17 protein-coding genes and 1 pseudogene are annotated in these 18,349 nt (G+C 45.1%); 14 read left to right on the plus strand and 4 right to left on the minus strand.

All coding sequences use genetic code 11. The features are described 5' to 3' along the window. Positions 1-5 precede the first annotated feature (5 nt). The 3 genes from U5K35_RS10980 to U5K35_RS10990 all read left to right on the plus strand — a co-directional run bounded on the left by U5K35_RS10980 (position 6) and on the right by U5K35_RS10990 (position 3,654). A complete protein-coding gene (locus U5K35_RS10980; RefSeq protein ID WP_322571506.1) occupies positions 6-680 on the plus strand; it encodes an FAD-dependent oxidoreductase in 675 nt (224 codons plus the stop codon). Next, entirely contained in the window at positions 574-1,623 is a 1,050-nt protein-coding gene (locus U5K35_RS10985; protein ID WP_322571507.1) for an FAD-binding protein, read from the plus strand. Before U5K35_RS10980 ends, U5K35_RS10985 begins: the two co-directional genes overlap by 107 nt. Positions 1,624-1,920: 297 nt before the next feature. Beyond that, positions 1,921-3,654 carry a thiamine pyrophosphate-binding protein gene (locus tag U5K35_RS10990; protein ID WP_322571508.1) on the plus strand — a complete coding sequence of 578 codons (1,734 nt, stop codon included), beginning with the start codon at positions 1,921-1,923 and terminating at the stop codon, positions 3,652-3,654. Between the two features lie 169 nt (positions 3,655-3,823). Here the strand turns inward: U5K35_RS10990 and U5K35_RS10995 are convergent, their stop codons facing one another. Further along, positions 3,824-4,186, minus strand: a complete 363-nt coding sequence (locus U5K35_RS10995) for an endonuclease domain-containing protein (RefSeq protein ID WP_322571509.1) — start codon at positions 4,184-4,186, stop codon at positions 3,824-3,826. Positions 4,187-4,513: 327 nt separating this feature from the next. On the opposite strand from U5K35_RS10995, the pseudogene U5K35_RS11000 reads away from it, so the two are divergent. Continuing rightward, positions 4,514-5,576: pseudogene (locus U5K35_RS11000) on the plus strand (Atu2307/SP_0267 family LLM class monooxygenase). Between the two features lie 340 nt (positions 5,577-5,916). Here U5K35_RS11000 and U5K35_RS11010 read toward each other — a convergent pair. Both U5K35_RS11010 and U5K35_RS11015 read right to left on the minus strand, forming a co-directional pair. Then, positions 5,917-7,677, minus strand: coding sequence for a DUF2207 domain-containing protein (locus U5K35_RS11010; RefSeq protein WP_322571512.1), 1,761 nt, complete (start codon positions 7,675-7,677; stop codon positions 5,917-5,919). 30 nt (positions 7,678-7,707) lie between these two features. Beyond that, on the minus strand, positions 7,708-8,046 hold the full coding sequence (locus U5K35_RS11015; protein ID WP_322571513.1) for a hypothetical protein: 339 nt from the start codon (positions 8,044-8,046) through the stop codon (positions 7,708-7,710). A 136-nt stretch (positions 8,047-8,182) separates the two neighbouring features. On the opposite strand from U5K35_RS11015, the gene U5K35_RS11020 reads away from it, so the two are divergent. Beyond that, positions 8,183-9,370: an MFS transporter gene (locus U5K35_RS11020; protein ID WP_322571514.1), complete on the plus strand. Its 1,188-nt coding sequence runs from the start codon at positions 8,183-8,185 to the stop codon at positions 9,368-9,370. A gap of 42 nt (positions 9,371-9,412) precedes the next feature. Here the strand turns inward: U5K35_RS11020 and U5K35_RS11025 are convergent, their stop codons facing one another. Continuing rightward, positions 9,413-10,513, minus strand: a complete 1,101-nt coding sequence (locus U5K35_RS11025) for a chemotaxis protein CheB (protein ID WP_322571515.1) — start codon at positions 10,511-10,513, stop codon at positions 9,413-9,415. 425 nt (positions 10,514-10,938) lie between these two features. Between U5K35_RS11025 and U5K35_RS11030 the strand changes: the two genes are divergently transcribed. From U5K35_RS11030 to nuoL, 9 genes are all read left to right on the plus strand, one after another. Further along, positions 10,939-11,379: an NADH-quinone oxidoreductase subunit A gene (locus tag U5K35_RS11030; protein WP_322571516.1), complete on the plus strand. Its 441-nt coding sequence runs from the start codon at positions 10,939-10,941 to the stop codon at positions 11,377-11,379. Positions 11,380-11,412: 33 nt separating this feature from the next. Further along, positions 11,413-11,931, plus strand: coding sequence for an NADH-quinone oxidoreductase subunit B (locus U5K35_RS11035; RefSeq protein WP_416221612.1), 519 nt, complete (start codon positions 11,413-11,415; stop codon positions 11,929-11,931). Next, positions 11,931-12,419 carry an NADH-quinone oxidoreductase subunit C gene (locus tag U5K35_RS11040; RefSeq protein ID WP_322571518.1) on the plus strand — a complete coding sequence of 163 codons (489 nt, stop codon included), beginning with the start codon at positions 11,931-11,933 and terminating at the stop codon, positions 12,417-12,419. Before U5K35_RS11035 ends, U5K35_RS11040 begins: the two co-directional genes overlap by 1 nt. Before the next feature lie 19 nt (positions 12,420-12,438). Next, the gene (locus tag U5K35_RS11045) at positions 12,439-13,584 is read left to right on the plus strand and encodes an NADH-quinone oxidoreductase subunit D (RefSeq protein WP_322571519.1); all 1,146 of its coding nucleotides are present in this window, start codon (positions 12,439-12,441) and stop codon (positions 13,582-13,584) included. Between the two features lie 79 nt (positions 13,585-13,663). Next, positions 13,664-14,695: an NADH-quinone oxidoreductase subunit NuoH gene (nuoH, locus tag U5K35_RS11050; RefSeq protein ID WP_322571520.1), complete on the plus strand. Its 1,032-nt coding sequence runs from the start codon at positions 13,664-13,666 to the stop codon at positions 14,693-14,695. A gap of 19 nt (positions 14,696-14,714) precedes the next feature. Continuing rightward, the gene (locus U5K35_RS11055; protein WP_322571521.1) at positions 14,715-15,371 is read left to right on the plus strand and encodes an NADH-quinone oxidoreductase subunit I; all 657 of its coding nucleotides are present in this window, start codon (positions 14,715-14,717) and stop codon (positions 15,369-15,371) included. A 6-nt stretch (positions 15,372-15,377) separates the two neighbouring features. Then, the gene (locus tag U5K35_RS11060; RefSeq protein WP_322571522.1) at positions 15,378-15,887 is read left to right on the plus strand and encodes an NADH-quinone oxidoreductase subunit J; all 510 of its coding nucleotides are present in this window, start codon (positions 15,378-15,380) and stop codon (positions 15,885-15,887) included. A gap of 2 nt (positions 15,888-15,889) precedes the next feature. Further along, positions 15,890-16,225 carry an NADH-quinone oxidoreductase subunit NuoK gene (gene nuoK / locus U5K35_RS11065; protein WP_322571523.1) on the plus strand — a complete coding sequence of 112 codons (336 nt, stop codon included), beginning with the start codon at positions 15,890-15,892 and terminating at the stop codon, positions 16,223-16,225. Between the two features lie 40 nt (positions 16,226-16,265). Next, complete coding sequence (gene nuoL, locus U5K35_RS11070) at positions 16,266-18,320, plus strand: NADH-quinone oxidoreductase subunit L (RefSeq protein ID WP_322571524.1); 2,055 nt, start codon at positions 16,266-16,268, stop codon at positions 18,318-18,320. Positions 18,321-18,349 lie beyond the last annotated feature (29 nt).

Raw genomic sequence — 18,349 nt, forward strand, 5'->3', positions numbered from 1 at the left:
GAGATATGTCTGTAAAAAGCTACAAAGCGGATGTAACCATTGTTGGCGGAGGAATTGCCGGAATTGTATCGGCGATTGAACTGCTCGATCAAAACAAGAAGGTTCTGATTCTGGACCGGGATGATGAGGGAAATCTGGGCGGGTTGGCCAAGTGGTCATTCGGTGGCATCTGCATGATTGGCACACCCGAGCAGAAGAGAATGAAGATTGATGATTCACCGCACCTTGCACTGAAAGACTGGACTTCATTCGCTGAGTTTGAGGAGGGGGCCCATTGGCCAAAAAAATGGGCGGAGTTCTATACTCAAAACTCTCTGGAATTTATCTATCACTGGCTGAAGGATCGCGGGGTTTCATTTCTGGCGATGGTCAACTGGCCGGAGCGCGGGCTCTATAAACCGGGCAACTCCGTGCCGCGCTGGCATATTACATGGGGAACGGGGCACGGGTTGATGGAGGCTTTGATCAATCACATGAACGAGCATCCAAACCGGGATAATCTGACGATCCGGTACAATCACAAAGTGGAAGATCTGGAAACCACGGATGGAAAAGTGAACCGGATGTTTTGGAGTGATCGAAACGGATCAAACAAAATTTCGGGCGGAGTCAGGCGCGGTGATCATTGCGGCAGGCGGCATTTGCGGGGATCTGGATCTGGTGCGAAAGCACTGGTATAAACCATGGGGTAAACCGCCGGAGAAGATGCTGACAGGCTCCCATAAATATGCCGATGGTGATATGCATCGTTCCGTTGAACAAGCTGGCGGAAATGTAACCCATCTGGAGAAGCAGTTTCACTATGCAGCGGGAATTCATCATCCAAACCCGAGAAAACCTCATCACGGGCTGAGCCTGATTCCGCCAAAATCGGCGCTTTGGGTGAATGCTCACGGAGAACGAATCGGACCGGTTCCATTGATCACTTCTTATGACACGCGATTTCTGGTTGAGCAGATCTGCAAACAGCCGGGGCAATACTCCTGGCAGGTGATGAACCGGAAAATTATGGAGCGCGAGCTGGCGGTATCCGGATCGGAGTATATGACCGCTTTCAGGGATAAGAAACGACTGCAGGTGATCAAGACGCTTCTGTTTGGAAACAAGCCGCTCACCGATCGCTTGCTGAATGAAAGCATCGATATTGTGACGGCTAATTCGGTTAGAGAGCTGGCACAGAAGATGAATGAACTGAATGGAGATCAATCGGTTGATGGAGATCTGCTCGAGAAAGAAATTCGGTCGTATGATGAGAATATCGCCCGTGGCAAGAAGTATATGAATGATGATCAGCTCCGGCGAATTGCCCATCTGCGGCAGTTTATTGGGGACAGACTGAGAACCTGTAAATTCCAACAAATAGATGATTCAAAAGCATATCCGTTGATAGCCATTCGGGAGTTTATTCTGGCCCGGAAAAGCCTCGGTGGGATCCAGACCGATCTGCAGAGCCGGGTGCTGAAACCCGACGGAAATCCGATTGAAGGTCTCTACGCAGCCGGAGAAGCGGCAGGATTTGGTGGGGGAGGAATTCACGGGCTTCGATCACTGGAAGGCACATTTCTGGGTGGATGTATTCTGACCGGGAGAGTGGCGGGGAAAGAGTCGGCAAGAGTGGTTTGATGGATATTGCACTTATATCACCAAAAAAATTGATTATTAAAAAGGATCCGGTAATTATTTCTCGCAGATTACCGCAAAGTTTTACGCATATTTTCGCAGAATATCAGCGGAACTCTGCGGGTTCATCTGCGAAACTCAGCGAGAAAAGCATAATGATTTATTGAAAAGAAGTTATGTTATTTCTCGGAATTAGTTTTGTAGTACAAACCACCCCTTAATCCCCTCCTTGGAAAGGATGGGAAAGTTCAAAATGAACTTATTGGTAAATATCCAATAGCAATCAAAATGAGAAACATCATGAAAAAGACCGGTGCACAGCTTACAGTATTTGCCTTGGAACAGGTTGGGGTAACTCACACATTTGGAATTCCGGGAGTTCACAATACCGAAATTTATGATGAGCTCAATAAATCAAAACAGATTGAGCCGATTCTTGTCACACACGAAGGGGGAGGCGCGTTTATGGCCGATGCGATGAGCCGTACTTCATCCTCCATCGGGTGCATGATGATTGTCCCGGCCGCCGGAATGACACATGCCATGAGCGGAATCGGGGAGGCGTATTTGGATGGAATACCGATGCTGGTGATTTCAGGCGGTATTCGAAATGACACAGGAAGAGCCTATCAGTTGCATGACATTGATCAACACAAGATTCTGGCCGGTATCACCAAAGAGAGCTGGAAGGTTGAGAATCATCGCGATATCGTATCCACGATTTATCAAGCCTATGAAACAGCTGTATCCGGTGAACCCGGTCCTGTCTTTGTGGAAATACCGGTCAACCTGCAGCTCTTTTCCGGAGAGATAGATGAACTGCCAGAATACTCGTCAACCGTTCAAATCCCGAAACCGAATGGCGCATCCATTGATGAGGCGATTAAGCTTCTGGAGAAGTCGAAGAAGCCCGGACTCTTTGTGGGTTGGGGTGCCGCTAACTGCGGGGAGTCGCTGATCAAACTGGCAGAAAGATTGAATGCACCGGTGGCAACCTCACTTCAGGGGTTGAGCTCTTTTCCCGGAAATCATCCGCTTCATACGGGGATGGGAATCGGCGAGTATGCAGTTCCCGCTTCAGAAAAAGCGTTTGAGGGGTGTGACTGCCTGTTGGCGATCGGCGTACGATTCGGAGAGATTCCAACCGGTAGTTTTGGAATGAAGGTGCCGGAGAACTTGATTCATGTGGATATTAACCCCGATGTATTTAATAAAAACTATCCGGCCAAAGTGTCGATACATGGCGATGCATCGGAAGTCGTTAATCAGCTGCTTCTTAAACTGGATGATGAAAACAAAGGGAGAGGCCGGGGAGAGGAAGTCAGAAATATCATCCGAAAAGAAAAAGAAAACTACTTTAATGAATGGAAAGAGGAGCTGAAAGGCGACAGGGTCAATCCGGCGCTGTTCTTTAAAGCGCTTAGAAATCAGCTGAAGGATGATGCAATTTTAGTTGCAGATGACGGGAACCACACCTTTCTGACTGCAGAACTGTTTGAGGTACGAAAGCCCCGGCATTTTATCTGTCCGACTGATTTTAACTGCATGGGATACTGTGTGCCCGCAACCATTGGAGCCAAGCTTGGAAACCCTGATAAACAGGTGGTGGGGATCGCCGGTGACGGTGCATTTCTGATGACCGGACTCGAGCTACTGACTGCTACGTCACTTAAGCAGGGAGTGGTTGTTTTTGTATTTAATGATGGGGAGCTGTCTCAAATCTCTCAGGGACAGGAGATACCGTACAACCGGAAAGTATGTACGCAATTGGGTCAGCTTGATATCGAGGGAATTGCGCAGGCAACCGGGACAGGGTATTATAGAATAGAAGATGATGGCGACATCCCAATAATTATTGATCAAGCACTGAGAGCCGCACCTGAAGGCGTTCCGGTTATCGTGGATGTGAATATTGATTATTCGAAGCGAACCCGCTTTACAAAGGGAATCGTGAAAACGAATTTGGGAAGGTTTCCGCTGCGTGAAAAGGTTCGGTTTATTGGAAGGGCTGTGAAGCGGAAGATTACGGGGTGATTTTGAACTCACCCCCTGTCCCCCTCTCTTTTCTCTCCGTTCAAAAAGAGGGGGAACCACAAAACTAATTTTGTAACCGAAAATTGAAATCGCTGATACACAATTTAATTCGAGCGTTCCCCTCTTTGCTTGCAGAGAGGGGACAGGGGTGAGTCCGAAAAGACGTGAATTAAAAATGGGATTTAATCTTCTCAATCAACTGATCCATTTCAACGGTCTCTTCATTTTTAAATCTGACGACTTTCAATCCAAGTTTCTCAATAATCAGATCTCTTTCACGATCGTAGTATTTCTGTTTTTCGTGGATTTTTCCATCCAGTTCAATCACCAGCTTGTGTTCAGCACAATAGAAATCAGCAATAAAAAAATGAAGTTGGCCACGGTCTTCTTCGTAAATCAATGGATGTTGTCTTAAAAACTTTACTCCGTTGACTTGTCGATTTCTCAATTCAGCCCAAAGCATTTTTTCTGCAGGAGTGGAATTTTTACGGAGTTCTCTTGCCAGTCCAGTGATTCTCTTTCTTGAAATCATTTCGATGCTCTCTTTTTTGTGGTTTACAAGGCTGAATGAGAATTAAATAAATTCGATGAAATGGTCAAGTTTTGGGACACAAGCCGGCTCAATTAAAATCACCTTTTCCGAACTCACCCCCTGTCCCCCTCTCTACTCTCTTCGTTCGTAAAGAGGGGGAACCACAACACTAAGTTTGAAATTGAAAACCTAGTTCCCGGTAATTAATTCAATTAGAGCGTACCCCTCTCTACGGGTAGAGAGGGGACAGGGGTGAGTCGGAAGGAATGGAAATTAGTCCGAATATTGTTTAATATTAAACAAAAATAAACGAACTGATTTTTAACTATGGAATTTGGGATTTACACCTTTGCAGAGAACACGCCACACCCTCAAATGGGTGGGAAACTGAGTAATGAGCAAAGAATGCAGAATCTGCTTGAAGAGGCAGAGCTGGCAGACGAACTTGGTCTTGATGTTTTTGCAGTCGGGGAACATCACCGGGAGGAGTACGTCTCATCTTCCCCCTCAACAATCTTAGCAGCCATTGCTGCGAGAACGGATAACATTCGTCTCTCCAGCTCGGTAACGGTTCTTGGATCCGAGGATCCTGTCCGGGTTTATCAGCAATTTTCTACGATTGATTTAATTTCGAAGGGCAGGGCGGAGATCATGGTTGGTCGCGGCTCTTTTATCGAATCGTTTCCTCTGTTTGGATATGATCTGAACAACTATGAACCGCTTTTTGAAGAGAAACTGGAACTACTGCTTAAACTCCGGGAAAGTGAGAAGATCACATGGAGCGGAAATTACAGACCCGCCATAGACGATAGAGGAATTTATCCTCAGCCGATACAGCAAAAGCTTCCCGTATGGAGAGCCGTCGGTGGTACACCCAAGTCAGCCTACCGGGCCGGACAGCTGGGGATTCCAATGGCGATCGCTATTATTGGGGGATACCCGGAACAGTTCAAGCAGATGACTCAGATTCATGAACGGGCAGCGAAAGAGTACGGTCATGGACGACTGCCGGTGAGTATCAATTCGCACGGGTTTATCGCTGATACTTCAGAAGAAGCGTATGATATTGCATTCCCGGCGTTTAAACTGACCATGGATCGGATCGGACGCGAGAGGGGATGGCCGCCGATGAGTCGTCAGCAGTTTGAAGCGTCCTGCTCGCTTCGCGGTGCAAATGCGGTGGGAAGTCCGCAACAAATTATTGATAAGATCCTCTATCAGCATGAGATTTTTGGTCACGACCGATTTCTTGCTACAGATGAGTGTGGGCAGCGTGCCGCATGAAAAGCTGCTTCGATCGATTGAACTGTTTGCTACGGAAGTTGCACCGGCCGTTCGGGAAGAGATTGCCAAGCGGAAACCTGCAAATCAGGAAAAGGAGAATTGGTAGACTGTCTTCAATAATTGAGGCTTTGTCTTTCTCGCAGATTTACGCTGAGTTCACCGCAGATTTACGCAAAATTTCTGCGAAGATCAGCGGAATAATTTGCGCAACTCTGCGAGAAAAATATCTGAGTTCAAACTAAAAAACCTGTTCAGGATAAGTTGAAATAAAGAAAGCATATGAAAATGAGAATTTATTTTCAGACATGTTTGAAATTAAAGGTTAATTAATTGCTACTCACAACTTATCCAATTACGTATCAGTAAATTTATAAGCCACGGAAGCACGGAAGTACACGGAAATTTCCGTGGCATTAAAACCGCCATCATCTCGCTTTCAGTCTAAATTACCCGGCACCGCCGGTAGCTCCTCCGCCGGCTGATCCTGTTGACGCACCGCTGCCACCGGTCGTTCCCGTAAATGAGGCGCTGCTTGTTGCCGCCAAAGTAGAAATGGAAGAAGCCACCGTTGCCGGCGTATGTGTAGAACCTGCCATCAAAACAATCCAGGGGAAGTGGTTATTGCTGCCGGAATCGTACGAAGATTCAATCAGAGTATTTAACTCCTTTTTGGTGAGATGAAGAGCGGTTGCATAGATAAAGTGATGATCCACAATCTCCATTCGAAGAGTTCTTTCATCCGCATTTTTTAAACCATCCCGATAGGCTTTCCATCGCTGGAATTTCTCTTCGCCCTCTTTTGTGTGCCTGATAATTGCCATTGATGCAACCATAAAAATAAATGCTATCAAAATAGCTGCGATGGCTATAGGCCCGGCTAAAATCAGCAAAACAATTGCTGCAATATCGATGATAATCTGTCCTGCAATGTTGATATAAACCCCGGTGTAGCTTTTCTGATCAATCCAGCCATTTTCATCAAAAACCTGTTTAATCTCTTTTTTCCAGGAATTGAACCATTTTGCAACTTTCGAGCTATTGCTTTGAAACAGTTTTACGAATGAATCATTGCCATTATTAATCTGGTTCTTAACGAAACGAACAACCATCTGCTCCCACTTCGGTAAATCCTCCTCAGGCAGTTCATTAGGAATGGAAATTTGAAACTCACTTTTCCCGGAAGAAAAGAAAGAGGACTCCTTTTCCTGCTCCTCAATTTTAAACCATCCACGCCGGGCGAGGTCAAAAATAGTTGCTACAAGATGATTTCCGGTCGAATGGCGTGATGACATCAGCCTGCCGATAATAGCGGGCGGAGTGCGGTCCGGGATCACAACGGTCTCCCGGTCGGAAATGGTTGCTGTGGAGTGACGCTTGCCATACCGGCTGTAGGAGAAATAAAATATCCCCAAGCTGAGCAGAGAGAGCAGAATCGTAACCGGCATCGCTATCTCAGCGAAAAACGCATCCCGTTCGGCCTGCCTTTGAAGCATCTCATCATACTCCGCCTCCTCCTGAATAATTTCATCCAGGTCGAGGTTTGGATCGGTGACCTCAATCAAGTCAGACTGAAACACAGATGTGGGGAACAGAGCGCGAATTGCGACATTTTGATTTCTATTTACTCTTCCGGAAGAAAGAGTAAATAATGATTCAGATTCAATCAGCTCTGAATCTGAGGCTGAGCTGTAATTCCAGCTGTACATAGAGTCAGCAGAAACCTGACCGGGAAGCTGAACAGTCACATCGGAACTGCCCATTACTTTATCACGACCGTCACCAATAAAAATCCAATAAAATTCACTGAATTCGGGACCGATTGAAATAGCTCCCTCAAGTTCGTATTGAAGGGTAAAAGTTCGCTCTTCATCTGTCGCATCATAATGCCACTTAATCACAATCAGGTCATCTGATTCAGAAACAGAAAATGTACCCGGCTCTTCACTGTTTTCGTTGATGTAGATGCTGTCGGATTCCGAAACTTGAATATTTTTGATTTCCCTGAAGCCCTGTTTCGGAAGCCGATAATCGGCCCAGCTGAATGAACCACGATAATTGTAGGTCCTGCTCTCCTCAATCAATACGGTACCGTCATCCTGAATGGATGCCGAAATGTTGACTTCCGGCATCGAGTAGTCTTGTGCAAAACCGCTGTTTATGGATATCAGGCAGAACAGCAGAGGTATTAAAAGTCGGTAGATTTTCATTTTGATGTCGTTTAAAATAGGTTGGAGTTGTTATTCTATCACTTCTATTTCTAATAAGCGTATTTCAGGAAACTTTACTTCACATCCTTTTGCAGTTTCTTCTCCGGTTATCAAAAAATCGGCGATGACTTCAACAGAATTCTCATTTTCCGGGAAATACTCATCGTAATCTTCATAGGATCCCGGAGCTCCATAAGTGGTATCTGCTGTTTCTAATAGAATGCCTTTTCCATCTGTAGCCGGAGATCCTCCCCAAATCAGCGTGCCGGGTTCATCTGATATGACTTCCGTCGAAACATTGCTATCCGTACCGCATGCCGCTAAAAAAAGTGATGTTGTTGAAATGATAGCCAAAAGAAGACTTCTCATTGTAAATCCAATTTTTATTAGACACTGATTTTTCTATTGTTGCCAGTCGGGTTCAACAATAACAGATCCCTGAATAAAATGGAAACTCATTTTGATATTCCTATATTCTGACGCAATTATACAGCCAAAAATTAATATGGAGCAGAATACAGTAAATACAATGCAGGTTCCGTCGCGAATTTTACCTGTGATCGTATTTGCACAGTTTGCGGGAACGTCGCTCTGGTTTGCCGGAAATGCGGTATTGCCTGATTTGACCGAGCTATTGCAGCTTTCTGATGCAGCCGTAGGGCACGTAACCTCAGCGGTTCAGTTCGGTTTTATTGGTGGCACGCTTCTCTTTGCCTATATGAGTCTGGCGGATCGATTTTCACCTTCGTTAGTCTTTTTGATTTGTGCCGTTGCCGGTTCAGCTGCAAATCTGTTAGCTGTTTTCAGTACAGGATATTTCACACTGCTTCTGACACGGTTTTTTACCGGATTCTTTCTTGCAGGAATCTATCCGGTTGGAATGAAGATTGCATCCGACTGGCACCGCGAGGGGTTGGGAAAAGCATTGGGTTACCTGGTTGGCGCTCTCGTATTGGGGACAGCGTTACCACACCTGATTCGGGATCTGTCCGGCGATTTACCCTGGAAGTTTATACTGATTTCAACCTCGGGAATTGCAACTTTTGGCGGCGTGATACTGTACGTTTTGGTTCCAGACGGCCCATATAGCAGTAAAAAGGGAATCTTCAAACCGGGGACGATTTCGAGTCTCTTCAAAGACCGGAATTTCAGGGCATCAGCCTTCGGTTATTTCGGCCATATGTGGGAGCTGTATACGTTCTGGGCATTTGTCCCGGTCATCCTGATAATTTATCAATCCGGCTACGGAGATCTCAGCGCTTCAGTTTCGCTGCTCTCTTTCATTATCATAGGTATCGGATCTATCGGCTGTGCGGTTGGCGGACACTTTGCGATTAAGAAGAGCAGTCAGTTTGTAACAAAAGTTTCACTTTACATATCCGGGCTTTTCTGTCTGTTGATTCCATTTCTCTTTCACTTAAATGAAGTTCTGTTTTTGAGTCTGCTGGTCATTTGGGGAATTTTTGTGGTTTCGGATTCTCCGCAGTTCTCCACGATGGTTGCCCGTTCGTCGGATAAAGACTATGTGGCCACCGGTCTGACGATTGTAAATAGTATCGGGTTTGCCACGACGATTGTGAGCCTGCAGTTACTGAATATACTATGGGTGCAGTTTCAGTCGACGCTTGTGTTTTTGGCGCTGTTGCCGGGCCCGGTATTGGGGTTGTTAGCGATTTACCGCTACAGGTCCTGATAATAGAGAAATCAGACAAGCATAACCGGTTATACTTTGCTTTTAATGGACTTTATTGTAAGCCCCTTCTCTTATTTTCTTGCAGATCTCGTACCCCAGCCTATCCAGAGGGTAGGAACCTTCATGCAGACCCATCGACTCAATTTTCCAAGGCAGATCAGCCAGGAGGGAGGAGTTACTGTTCTGTACGATGATTTGTCCACCTGTAAAATCGATCACCTTGGCGCCTTCAATACCGTCATTACCGCCGCCTGATAAATAAACAGCCAATACATTGCTTTGATATGTGTTTTGCGTTGATTGCAGAAGTACGTCAATAGATGGCCGGAATCCATGAACCTTGGGACCGTGGTGAAGGGTAATAACTTTTTTCCCCATAATGGTTCTGGTAGACGCGTGATATTTTCCCGGGGTGATATATGCAGTTCCCGGTTGCAACTCTATACCATTGGTTGTCTCAACCACATTAAGTGCGGATATTTCATTGAGTTGCTCAGCCAGCACTTGCGTATAAATCTCCGGCATATGCTGAACTACAATTACCGGAACCGGTAGATTTTCAGGTAAAGACGATAAAAGCATGTACAAGGAGGGAACTCCTCCAAGGCATCCAGCAATCACAAGCAGTTTTATTCTGTTTTCGGCGTCGTTGAAAAAATCATTTGGAACATGTTGAACAGCTTTAACGGCTTCATCCACAAAGGTACCCGAAACAAGAACATTTTTATTTAACCTTGGGACAGCTTTTAAAACAGGTATCAGTCTGCCATTAAAATGTTCGTCGGATAGGATAGTACCACTCAGTTTGGTTGTTTTAACGAAATACTCAACAGCTCCTTTTTTTATGGTGTAAAGGGCTATTTCAGCTCCAGCACGGTTGTGATTTGTCAATACTAAAATAGGAAGGGAGGAGTGCTCTTTTCTTAAATAGTGAAATATCTCCATCTCTTTTGACTCCAGCCTATCTATACCCAGAACAACAACACCCGGCCGGACTTCCTCTACCAACTTTTCGATGCTATCTACCTGATGGGTGGTTAAAGCTTTACCTAAAACAAGGTCTTTATCGTCATCAATCAACTCAGAGAGTAAGTTTACAAGATTCTTGTCAGGCTCGATAAGTAAAACGCTTACATGTTCCATGGGTATAAACATTTGAATGAGAACAGTATGCGTATGGATTATAGGGTGCTTATATACCTGATTTTATACAATCTGCCTACTGATCTATAACTAATATTATTGTGCTTTATGTTTTAATTTAGATAAATAGGTATAAAAATCCCAATTGGAACGTAAAGTAGAAAGAATCCGCGTTTAAAGATGAGGTAGAGAAGAAGAATAGTAGGTAAGTAATGACGAGAATTGGAATATTTTGGTGCAGTGTTTGAAACGTCAAAATAGTACCTAAATATGTAAAGCAAGGACAGTATTTATACGTAATTCGATTACAGCTAACCTCTGTATCGCAATAAAATGGTAGAGATTTAAAGCTTATTGAAATTTATTTTGGATAAATAGGTATAAATATCATAATTTGAATTTGAAATAGAACAAATCAAAAACAGATGATTGAAGATTTTGGTTACGTACTGCTATTTTTGGTGACCGGCGCTCTGTTTGTCGGAGTGGCACTATTTGTGTCGAAGCTGATTCGCCCCGATCGGCCTAATGCTGAAAAGCTTTTAACATACGAGTGCGGTGAAATTCCGTATGGTAATGCCCGGGTTCAATTTAACAACCGGTTTTACATCATCGGGTTGATGTTTTTGATTTTCGAAGTAGAAATTTTGCTTCTCTTTCCGTGGGCAACTGTATTTAAGGATGTCGGCTGGCTGGCTTTCTGGGCGATGTTCATCTTTGTATTTCTCATTTTTATCGGTTTTATCTACGAGTTAGGTAAGGGCCAGTTAAAATGGGATCTGCCCAAACCCGTTCGGCCAACATATGTAGATGGGGTTGGTGTGATGGAAGAATCTGAGGCTGAATCGCTTAAAAAATCGGCTTAAATAGAATACAAGAAATTATAGCACTGTTCGATTATGGGAATGCTTGATAAAAAATACCATGACAGTAACATCATCATTGTAAATCTGGAGAGTGCTCTGAACTGGGCTCGAAAGAACTCACTCTGGTATGAACAATTTGGCCTTGCCTGTTGTGCGATAGAGATGATGGCAACTGCCGCATCTAAATATGATTTCGACAGGTTTGGAATCATCCCGAGATCATCACCAAGACAAGCCGATGTAATGATTGTAGCCGGAACCGTAACAATGAAAATGGCATCGCGAATAAAACGCCTTTATGAGCAGATGTCTGAACCGCGATATGTAATCAGTATGGGTTCGTGTTCGAACTGTGGAGGACCCTATTGGGAGCATGGATATCACGTGCTGAAAGGCGTGGATAAGGTGATTCCGGTTGACGTATATGTACCCGGCTGCCCGCCAAGACCCGAAGCACTTCTGGAGGGTTTTATGAAGCTGCAGGAAAAAATTACGGGTGAAACAATCACTGAGAAAAAAGGCGCTAACGCAGAAGTTGAAAAAGAGTCCTGATGATGAAAGAGCAAGAAGAAATTTTCGATTTATTAAAAGAGCAGCTCGGTGAGGATTCTGTTGAATTTATGAAAGGGGATGTGGGCCAGCCATGGTTTCAGTTTCCGGCCGATAGAATCAAAGAGATTGCAAAGTTTTTGAGAGACGCTGCTGAACTTCGTTTTAATACACTGATGTGTCTGAGCGGAGTTCATTACGCAAAAGAGGAAGAGTTGGGTGTTACATATCATGTGCACTCAACCACTCTTGGACACTCGATGGCTTTTAAAGTAAGAGTGCCCATCGACCGGCCAAACGTACCATCGGTGGAATCGGTCTGGAAAACGGCAGACTGGCACGAGCGCGAAGCGATGGAAATGGTGGGTGTGATGTTTGACGATCACCCGAATTTAAAGAGAATTTTAACTCCTGAGGATTGGGAAGGCTATCCGTTGAGAAAAGATTATGAGCCACAGGAATTTTACCAGGGAATGCCAACGACTGCCTAACGAGTAAAAAGAACTGACCATGATTGAAGAACAAATTATAGATACAGGCAATGACAACCGCGAGATGGTCATCAACATGGGGCCTCAGCATCCGTCAACTCACGGTGTTCTCCGGTTGGAACTGACCCTGGACGGTGAAATGGTTAAGAAGTGCCGGCCAAATATCGGCTACCTTCATCGATGTTTTGAGAAGTACGCCGAATCTGTAGAAGATTATACGAAAGTGATTCCCTATACAGACCGGATGGATTACGTTTCCGCAATGAATCAGGAGCATGGATACGTCATCGCCCTTGAGAGATTGCTGGAAGTGGAAGTGCCGGAACGTGTAGAATATATGAGGGTGATTGTTGCTGAACTTCAGCGAATTGCCAGTCACCTTTTGGGAATTGGTACTTTCGGTTTGGACCTGGGTGCTTTTACTCCGTTTCTCTACTGCTTTACGGAGAGGGAGAAGATTTTATCCATTTTTGAAAAAGCAACCGGTGCTCGTCTGCTTTACAACTACATGGCTGTTGGCGGTTTGATGAGAGACATCCCAAACGATTTCAAATCAGACACGGCTGATTTTGTAAAGACATTCAGGCCAAAAATAAAGGAGCTGAATGACCTGCTCTCTTACAATAAAATATTTATAGACAGAACAGCTCATATTGGAATAATACCTAAAGAAGTTGCGCTGAATTATGCGGCTTCCGGCCCGGTGCTCAGAGGTTCGGGCGTGGAGTGGGACCTCAGAAAAAATGATCCCTACTCCATCTACGACCGTTTCGACTTTGAGATTCCGGTAGGGAAAGGAGAAGTAGGAACCTTAGGGGACTGCTGGGATCGATACATTGTACGGGTTCGCGAGATGGAACAGAGTCTGCGAATTATTGAACAGGCTCTTGAAGACATGCCCAATGAAGGGGATGTAAAAGAGGGAATACCCAAACGTATTCGTCCTAAAAGTGGGGAGATTTATGTGCGAACAGAAACTCCTCGCGGTGAGCTTGGTTATTACATCATCAGCGACGGTGGCGGATCTCCTTACAGGGTTAAAGCAAGGGCGCCAAGTTTTGTGCACCTGAGTATGCTGCCGGCAATATCAAAAGGAGCACTTATTGCTGATATGGTAGCCATTGTAGGAAGTATCGACATTGTACTTGGAGAGGTGGACAGGTAGTGGCCTTTTTTTGAGATTTAATAGGACAAAAATATCTAAAAATCTAATTATTTGAACGCTTCGGCAAAATCAATAGCACATGTTTGAAACGATTGGAAATATCATGGCTCCGCTGACTGCGATACTTATACATGCAGCCATTCCGCTAACCATCATTCTGGTTTACGCGTTGGTGGCAATATGGGGTGAACGTAAAATTGCCGGTTTTATCCAGGACCGGCTGGGACCGATGCGGGTAGGCGGTTTTCACGGTTGGGCGCAATCCATTGCGGATTTACTGAAGCTGATCCAGAAGGAAGATATTATCCCAACGGATTCAAGCCGCTTTCTATTTAAATTTGCACCGTTTATGATGTTTGCGGCATCATATGCGGCATTCGCCGTCATACCGTTTAGTCCCGGGTATATCGGCAGTAACATCAATGTGGGTGTTTTTTATCTGCTTGCCATAACCTCCATTCTGACGCTTAGTGTGATAATGGCGGGTTGGGCCTCCAACAACAAATGGTCACTTCTGGGCGGGATGAGAAGTGCGGCACAGATGGTGAGCTACGAAGTGCCAACCATTGCTACCGTACTCACCGTGATTGTTGTAGCCGGCTCCCTGAACCTGATGACCGTAACCGAGATGCAATCCGGTAACGACATTCTCGGATTTTTACCCAACTGGTTTATTTTCCAGAACCCATTTCTGATTGTGGCTTTCATCATCTTTTTCATCTCCATTCTGGCTGAATCGCACCGGGTACCGTTTGATCTCCCGGAATCGGAATCGGAACTGGTAGGGGGATATCAAACCGAATATTCCGGTATGCGCTGGGCGATGTTTATGCTCGCTGAATATGCCGATATGCTGCTGCTTTCACTTCTGGGTGCAACGCTCTTTTTTGGCGGATGGAACAGTCCGTTCGGAGAATTTATGGCAGGTCCTATTTGGGGATTCTTCTGGTTCATGCTCAAAGGCTTGCTGCTGGTATTTGTGATGATGTGGATACGATGGACGCTTCCAAGATACCGTGTGGATCAGCTGATGCACATTTGCTGGAGCATTCTGATACCTCTTTCATTTGTCAACCTTATTCTGGTTGCGCTGTGGGAAATGATTTTCTAAACCTGAGAAACTAAAGACAATGGTAAACCCAATAAAAGAAGGCTGGCTGACATTCAAATCGATCTTTACAGGGATGGGCATTACGATGCGCCACCTGTTTCAGCCGTCGGTTACTCTTCAATATCCCGATGAGAGGGAGGAACTTCCGCCGGGTGCACGGGCACAGCTCTATGTGAATATCGATGATTGCATTGGCTGTAATCTTTGTGCAAGGGCCTGTCCCGTCAACTGTATTGATATCGAGACGGTAAAAGCCACTGACGATGTGGATCTTGGAAAAACCTCAACCGGAAATCCAAAGCGATTCTGGCTTACACGATTTAATATCGACATGGCCAAATGTATGTATTGTGATCTCTGTGTGCATCCGTGCCCGACCGACTGTATTAATATGGTTCCCGAGTATGAATACTCAGAGTTTGACAGAAGCAATTTTGTGTTTCATTTCAGTAATCTTTCTCCCGAGATGGTTGCAGAGGTAAAAGAGAAAGCTGAAGAAGAAGCCGAGCGGAAAAAGAAGGAGAAAGAGGAGATGATGCGTAAAAAGGCTGAGGAGAAGAAAAAGAAAGAGCTGGAAGAGAAGAAGAAAGCGGCTGAAGAGAAGGCAAATAAGGAGAATGAAACAAACGAAGAGGATTCTAAAAATGAGAACTCTGAAAATGACGATAAGGAGTAGGGGATCATGGAATTAACAGCAATACTTTTTTACCTCTTTTCACTGGTCACAATTGGAGCAGCCTGTGTTATGGTGTTCTCAAAAAATGTAGTGTACTCGGCGTTTGCCCTGATGTTCACTCTGATTGGTGTTGCCGCCATCTATGTGCTTCTTTATGCTGATTTCCTTGCCGCCACTCAACTGCTTGTTTATGTAGGCGGTATTCTGATTTTAATCCTGTTCGGACTCATGCTTACAGGGCAGGGACACACGTATACATTCAAGTCGGTAACCGTAAATATTGTGCCGGGAACCGTGCTCTCTGTTGCAGCCGGCGGGCTTCTGATCTACGCTTTCGTAAAAACCGGCTGGAACGTGGTTGAGCCTATTGAACGAACGGAAACGGTAAATGAAATGGGAATGATGCTGATGGGAAGTTACATCCTGCCATTTATAGTGATTGGCGTTCTGCTGCTGATTGCCATCATCGGTGCCATACTGATGTCAACAAGAATATCAACGGAAAACACGAATTAGTGATGGAATCAACCTTTATACAGTGGCTTGCTGAACCCGCTTTAACGCACTTTCTGATTGTCAGTGCTATTCTTTTTGCACTTGGTTTAATGGCTGTGATAACAAAACGGAATATCATCATGGTGTTGATGGGAGTGGAGCTGATTTTGAACTCAGCCAACATCAATTTTGTGGCGTTCAGCCGCTTTACGGATCTGTCGCTGGACGGCCAGATGATCGGGATGTTTGTCATCATTATTGCCGCGGCTGAAGCAGCGGTTGCGCTGGCTATAGTACTCAACGTCTTTAATCGATTTAATACTATCAACCTGGATGATTTGAATATCCTGAAAGGATAGTGACTGCGAAACTGAGAATTTTCACGATATAGAACTTCAAATGTTTATACAATTATCATTACTCATACTGCTCCTGCCACTGTTGGGATTTATTGTATTGATCTTCTCAGGTAAACGACTGCCCAGACAGGGAGACTGGTTTGGAACAGGATTGCTTTTCGTAACACTTATCCTGTCAGTCGTAATGCTGATATTGAAAGTGACGGGGAGTCCGGACGAAACCATAACTTCGGTGTTTAACTGGATTGTTTTTACCGATGCGATGATGGTTGGGACCCTGGCCATCGAGTTCGGCATCATGGTTGACAACCTCACGGTTGTAATGCTGGTTGTTGTAACATTGGTGAGCACGCTGGTTCATCTCTTCTCAATGGGATATATGAAAGGGGAGAAGCGTTATTCGAGATACTATGCCTACCTGGGACTTTTCTCATTCTCCATGCTTGGTATTGTACTGACTCACAACCTGCTTTTGATGTACATCTTCTGGGAGTTGGTGGGTTTAAGCTCCTATCTGCTGATCGGATTCTATTATGAGAAAAAATCAGCATCCAATGCTGCCAATAAAGCATTTATTGTAAACCGGGTTGGTGATTTCGGAATGTTTATCGGTATCATGATTCTCTTTACCGGATATGCGACACTCTCTTTTGAAGGACTTTTTGAAGCGATCGGTTCAGGCCAGCTTCCATACGACAGCATGGGATGGCTGACAGCCTCAGGGCTTCTGATTTTCTGTGGCGCGGTTGGTAAATCTGCACAGTTTCCACTGCACGTCTGGCTGCCTGATGCGATGGAAGGCCCGACTCCGGTCAGTGCATTGATTCACGCGGCTACAATGGTTGCCGCCGGTGTTTACCTGGTTGCCAGGGTGTTTCCGATGCTCACAGCAGATGCGCTTCTGGTTATCGCTTACGTGGGTGCAATTACTTCTTTGATTGCGGCTTCGATTGCGATTACCCAATACGACATTAAAAAAGTACTGGCATACTCCACCATCAGTCAGCTTGGTTATATGATCATGGCGCTGGGAGTTGGGGCGTTCACTGCCGGATTTATGCACTTGGTAACACATGCGGCTTTTAAAGCAGGTCTGTTCCTCGGTGCCGGTAGTGTGATTTTTGCCATGCATAAGGTATTGCACGATCAGCACGACCATAAAACCGACGCGCAGGACATTCGAAATATGGGCGGACTGAAATCGAAGATGCCCGTCACATACTGGACATTTTTGATTTTTACACTGGCAATATCCGGTATTCCTCTTACATCAGGATTTTTAAGCAAGGATGAGATATTGGCCGGTACGATGGCATTCAGTACTCTCAACGGACACTGGCTGCTGCCGCTGATCGGATTTCTGGTAGCAGGTCTTACGGCTTTCTACATGTTCCGGCTGCTGATACTCACTTTCCACGGTAAACCGGCAAATGAGTCGATCATCTCAAACATCAAGGAGTCGCCAAAAGTGATGACGATACCCCTGATGGTGCTTGCGGCTTTATCCCTCTTTTTCTTCTACAGTTTCAATCCGATTGGAGCAGCATCGGGATGGTTCTACAGCGCGATAGAGCGACCGGTCAGTATTGTACCGGAAATGATGCAGCCTGCAACCTGGGCTGTGTTTTATGAGGCTATTCACAGTGTTCACACGCTTGTAATGATTCTGTCGATACTTATTGCCGGTGCAGGAATTCTGCTGGCCTACTTTGTCTATAGCAAGAAGTCTGTCAGTGCAGAAATGTTGGCTCAAAAAGCCGGATTCCTCTACAGAGGTTCACAAAATAGTTGGTACTTCGATGAGGTCTATAACAAAGCTTTTGTGAGCGGTACGGTTGGGCTTTCTAAAATGCTTCACTGGTTTGATGACAAGATTATTGACGGCATTGTGAACGGTTCGGCAGTGGTAGTTCGCGGATTTTCGACAGTGAGCAACTGGATTGATGCCAACGTGATCGATGGCCTGGTCAACTTTACGGCATGGCTCTCTCAGTTTGGTGGAAAGGTATTCGGGAAGCTTCAAACGGGAAGGGTGCAGACCTACATCGTCTATATCGTTTTCAGCTTTATCGTGCTGTTTCTGTTGTTTATTTAATTCGAATGATTTCTGAAAAAGAGTATAAA

Origin of the sequence: Rhodohalobacter sp. (assembly GCF_034521535.1) — a bacterium.
Lineage (GTDB): Bacteria > Bacteroidota > Rhodothermia > Balneolales > Balneolaceae > Rhodohalobacter.

Coding starts and splice junctions, on each gene's coding strand:
- U5K35_RS10980 (WP_322571506.1), top strand. CDS start 6: ATGTCTGTAAAAAGCTACAAAGCGGATGTAACCATTGTTGGCGGAGGA.
- U5K35_RS10990 (WP_322571508.1), top strand. CDS start 1,921: ATGAAAAAGACCGGTGCACAGCTTACAGTATTTGCCTTGGAACAGGTT.
- U5K35_RS10995 (WP_322571509.1), bottom strand. CDS start 4,186: ATGATTTCAAGAAAGAGAATCACTGGACTGGCAAGAGAACTCCGTAAA.
- U5K35_RS11010 (WP_322571512.1), bottom strand. CDS start 7,677: ATGAAAATCTACCGACTTTTAATACCTCTGCTGTTCTGCCTGATATCC.
- U5K35_RS11015 (WP_322571513.1), bottom strand. CDS start 8,046: ATGAGAAGTCTTCTTTTGGCTATCATTTCAACAACATCACTTTTTTTA.
- U5K35_RS11020 (WP_322571514.1), top strand. CDS start 8,183: ATGGAGCAGAATACAGTAAATACAATGCAGGTTCCGTCGCGAATTTTA.
- U5K35_RS11025 (WP_322571515.1), bottom strand. CDS start 10,513: ATGGAACATGTAAGCGTTTTACTTATCGAGCCTGACAAGAATCTTGTA.
- U5K35_RS11030 (WP_322571516.1), top strand. CDS start 10,939: ATGATTGAAGATTTTGGTTACGTACTGCTATTTTTGGTGACCGGCGCT.
- U5K35_RS11035 (WP_416221612.1), top strand. CDS start 11,413: ATGGGAATGCTTGATAAAAAATACCATGACAGTAACATCATCATTGTA.
- U5K35_RS11040 (WP_322571518.1), top strand. CDS start 11,931: ATGATGAAAGAGCAAGAAGAAATTTTCGATTTATTAAAAGAGCAGCTC.
- U5K35_RS11045 (WP_322571519.1), top strand. CDS start 12,439: ATGATTGAAGAACAAATTATAGATACAGGCAATGACAACCGCGAGATG.
- nuoH (WP_322571520.1), top strand. CDS start 13,664: ATGTTTGAAACGATTGGAAATATCATGGCTCCGCTGACTGCGATACTT.
- U5K35_RS11055 (WP_322571521.1), top strand. CDS start 14,715: ATGGTAAACCCAATAAAAGAAGGCTGGCTGACATTCAAATCGATCTTT.
- U5K35_RS11060 (WP_322571522.1), top strand. CDS start 15,378: ATGGAATTAACAGCAATACTTTTTTACCTCTTTTCACTGGTCACAATT.
- nuoK (WP_322571523.1), top strand. CDS start 15,890: ATGGAATCAACCTTTATACAGTGGCTTGCTGAACCCGCTTTAACGCAC.
- nuoL (WP_322571524.1), top strand. CDS start 16,266: ATGTTTATACAATTATCATTACTCATACTGCTCCTGCCACTGTTGGGA.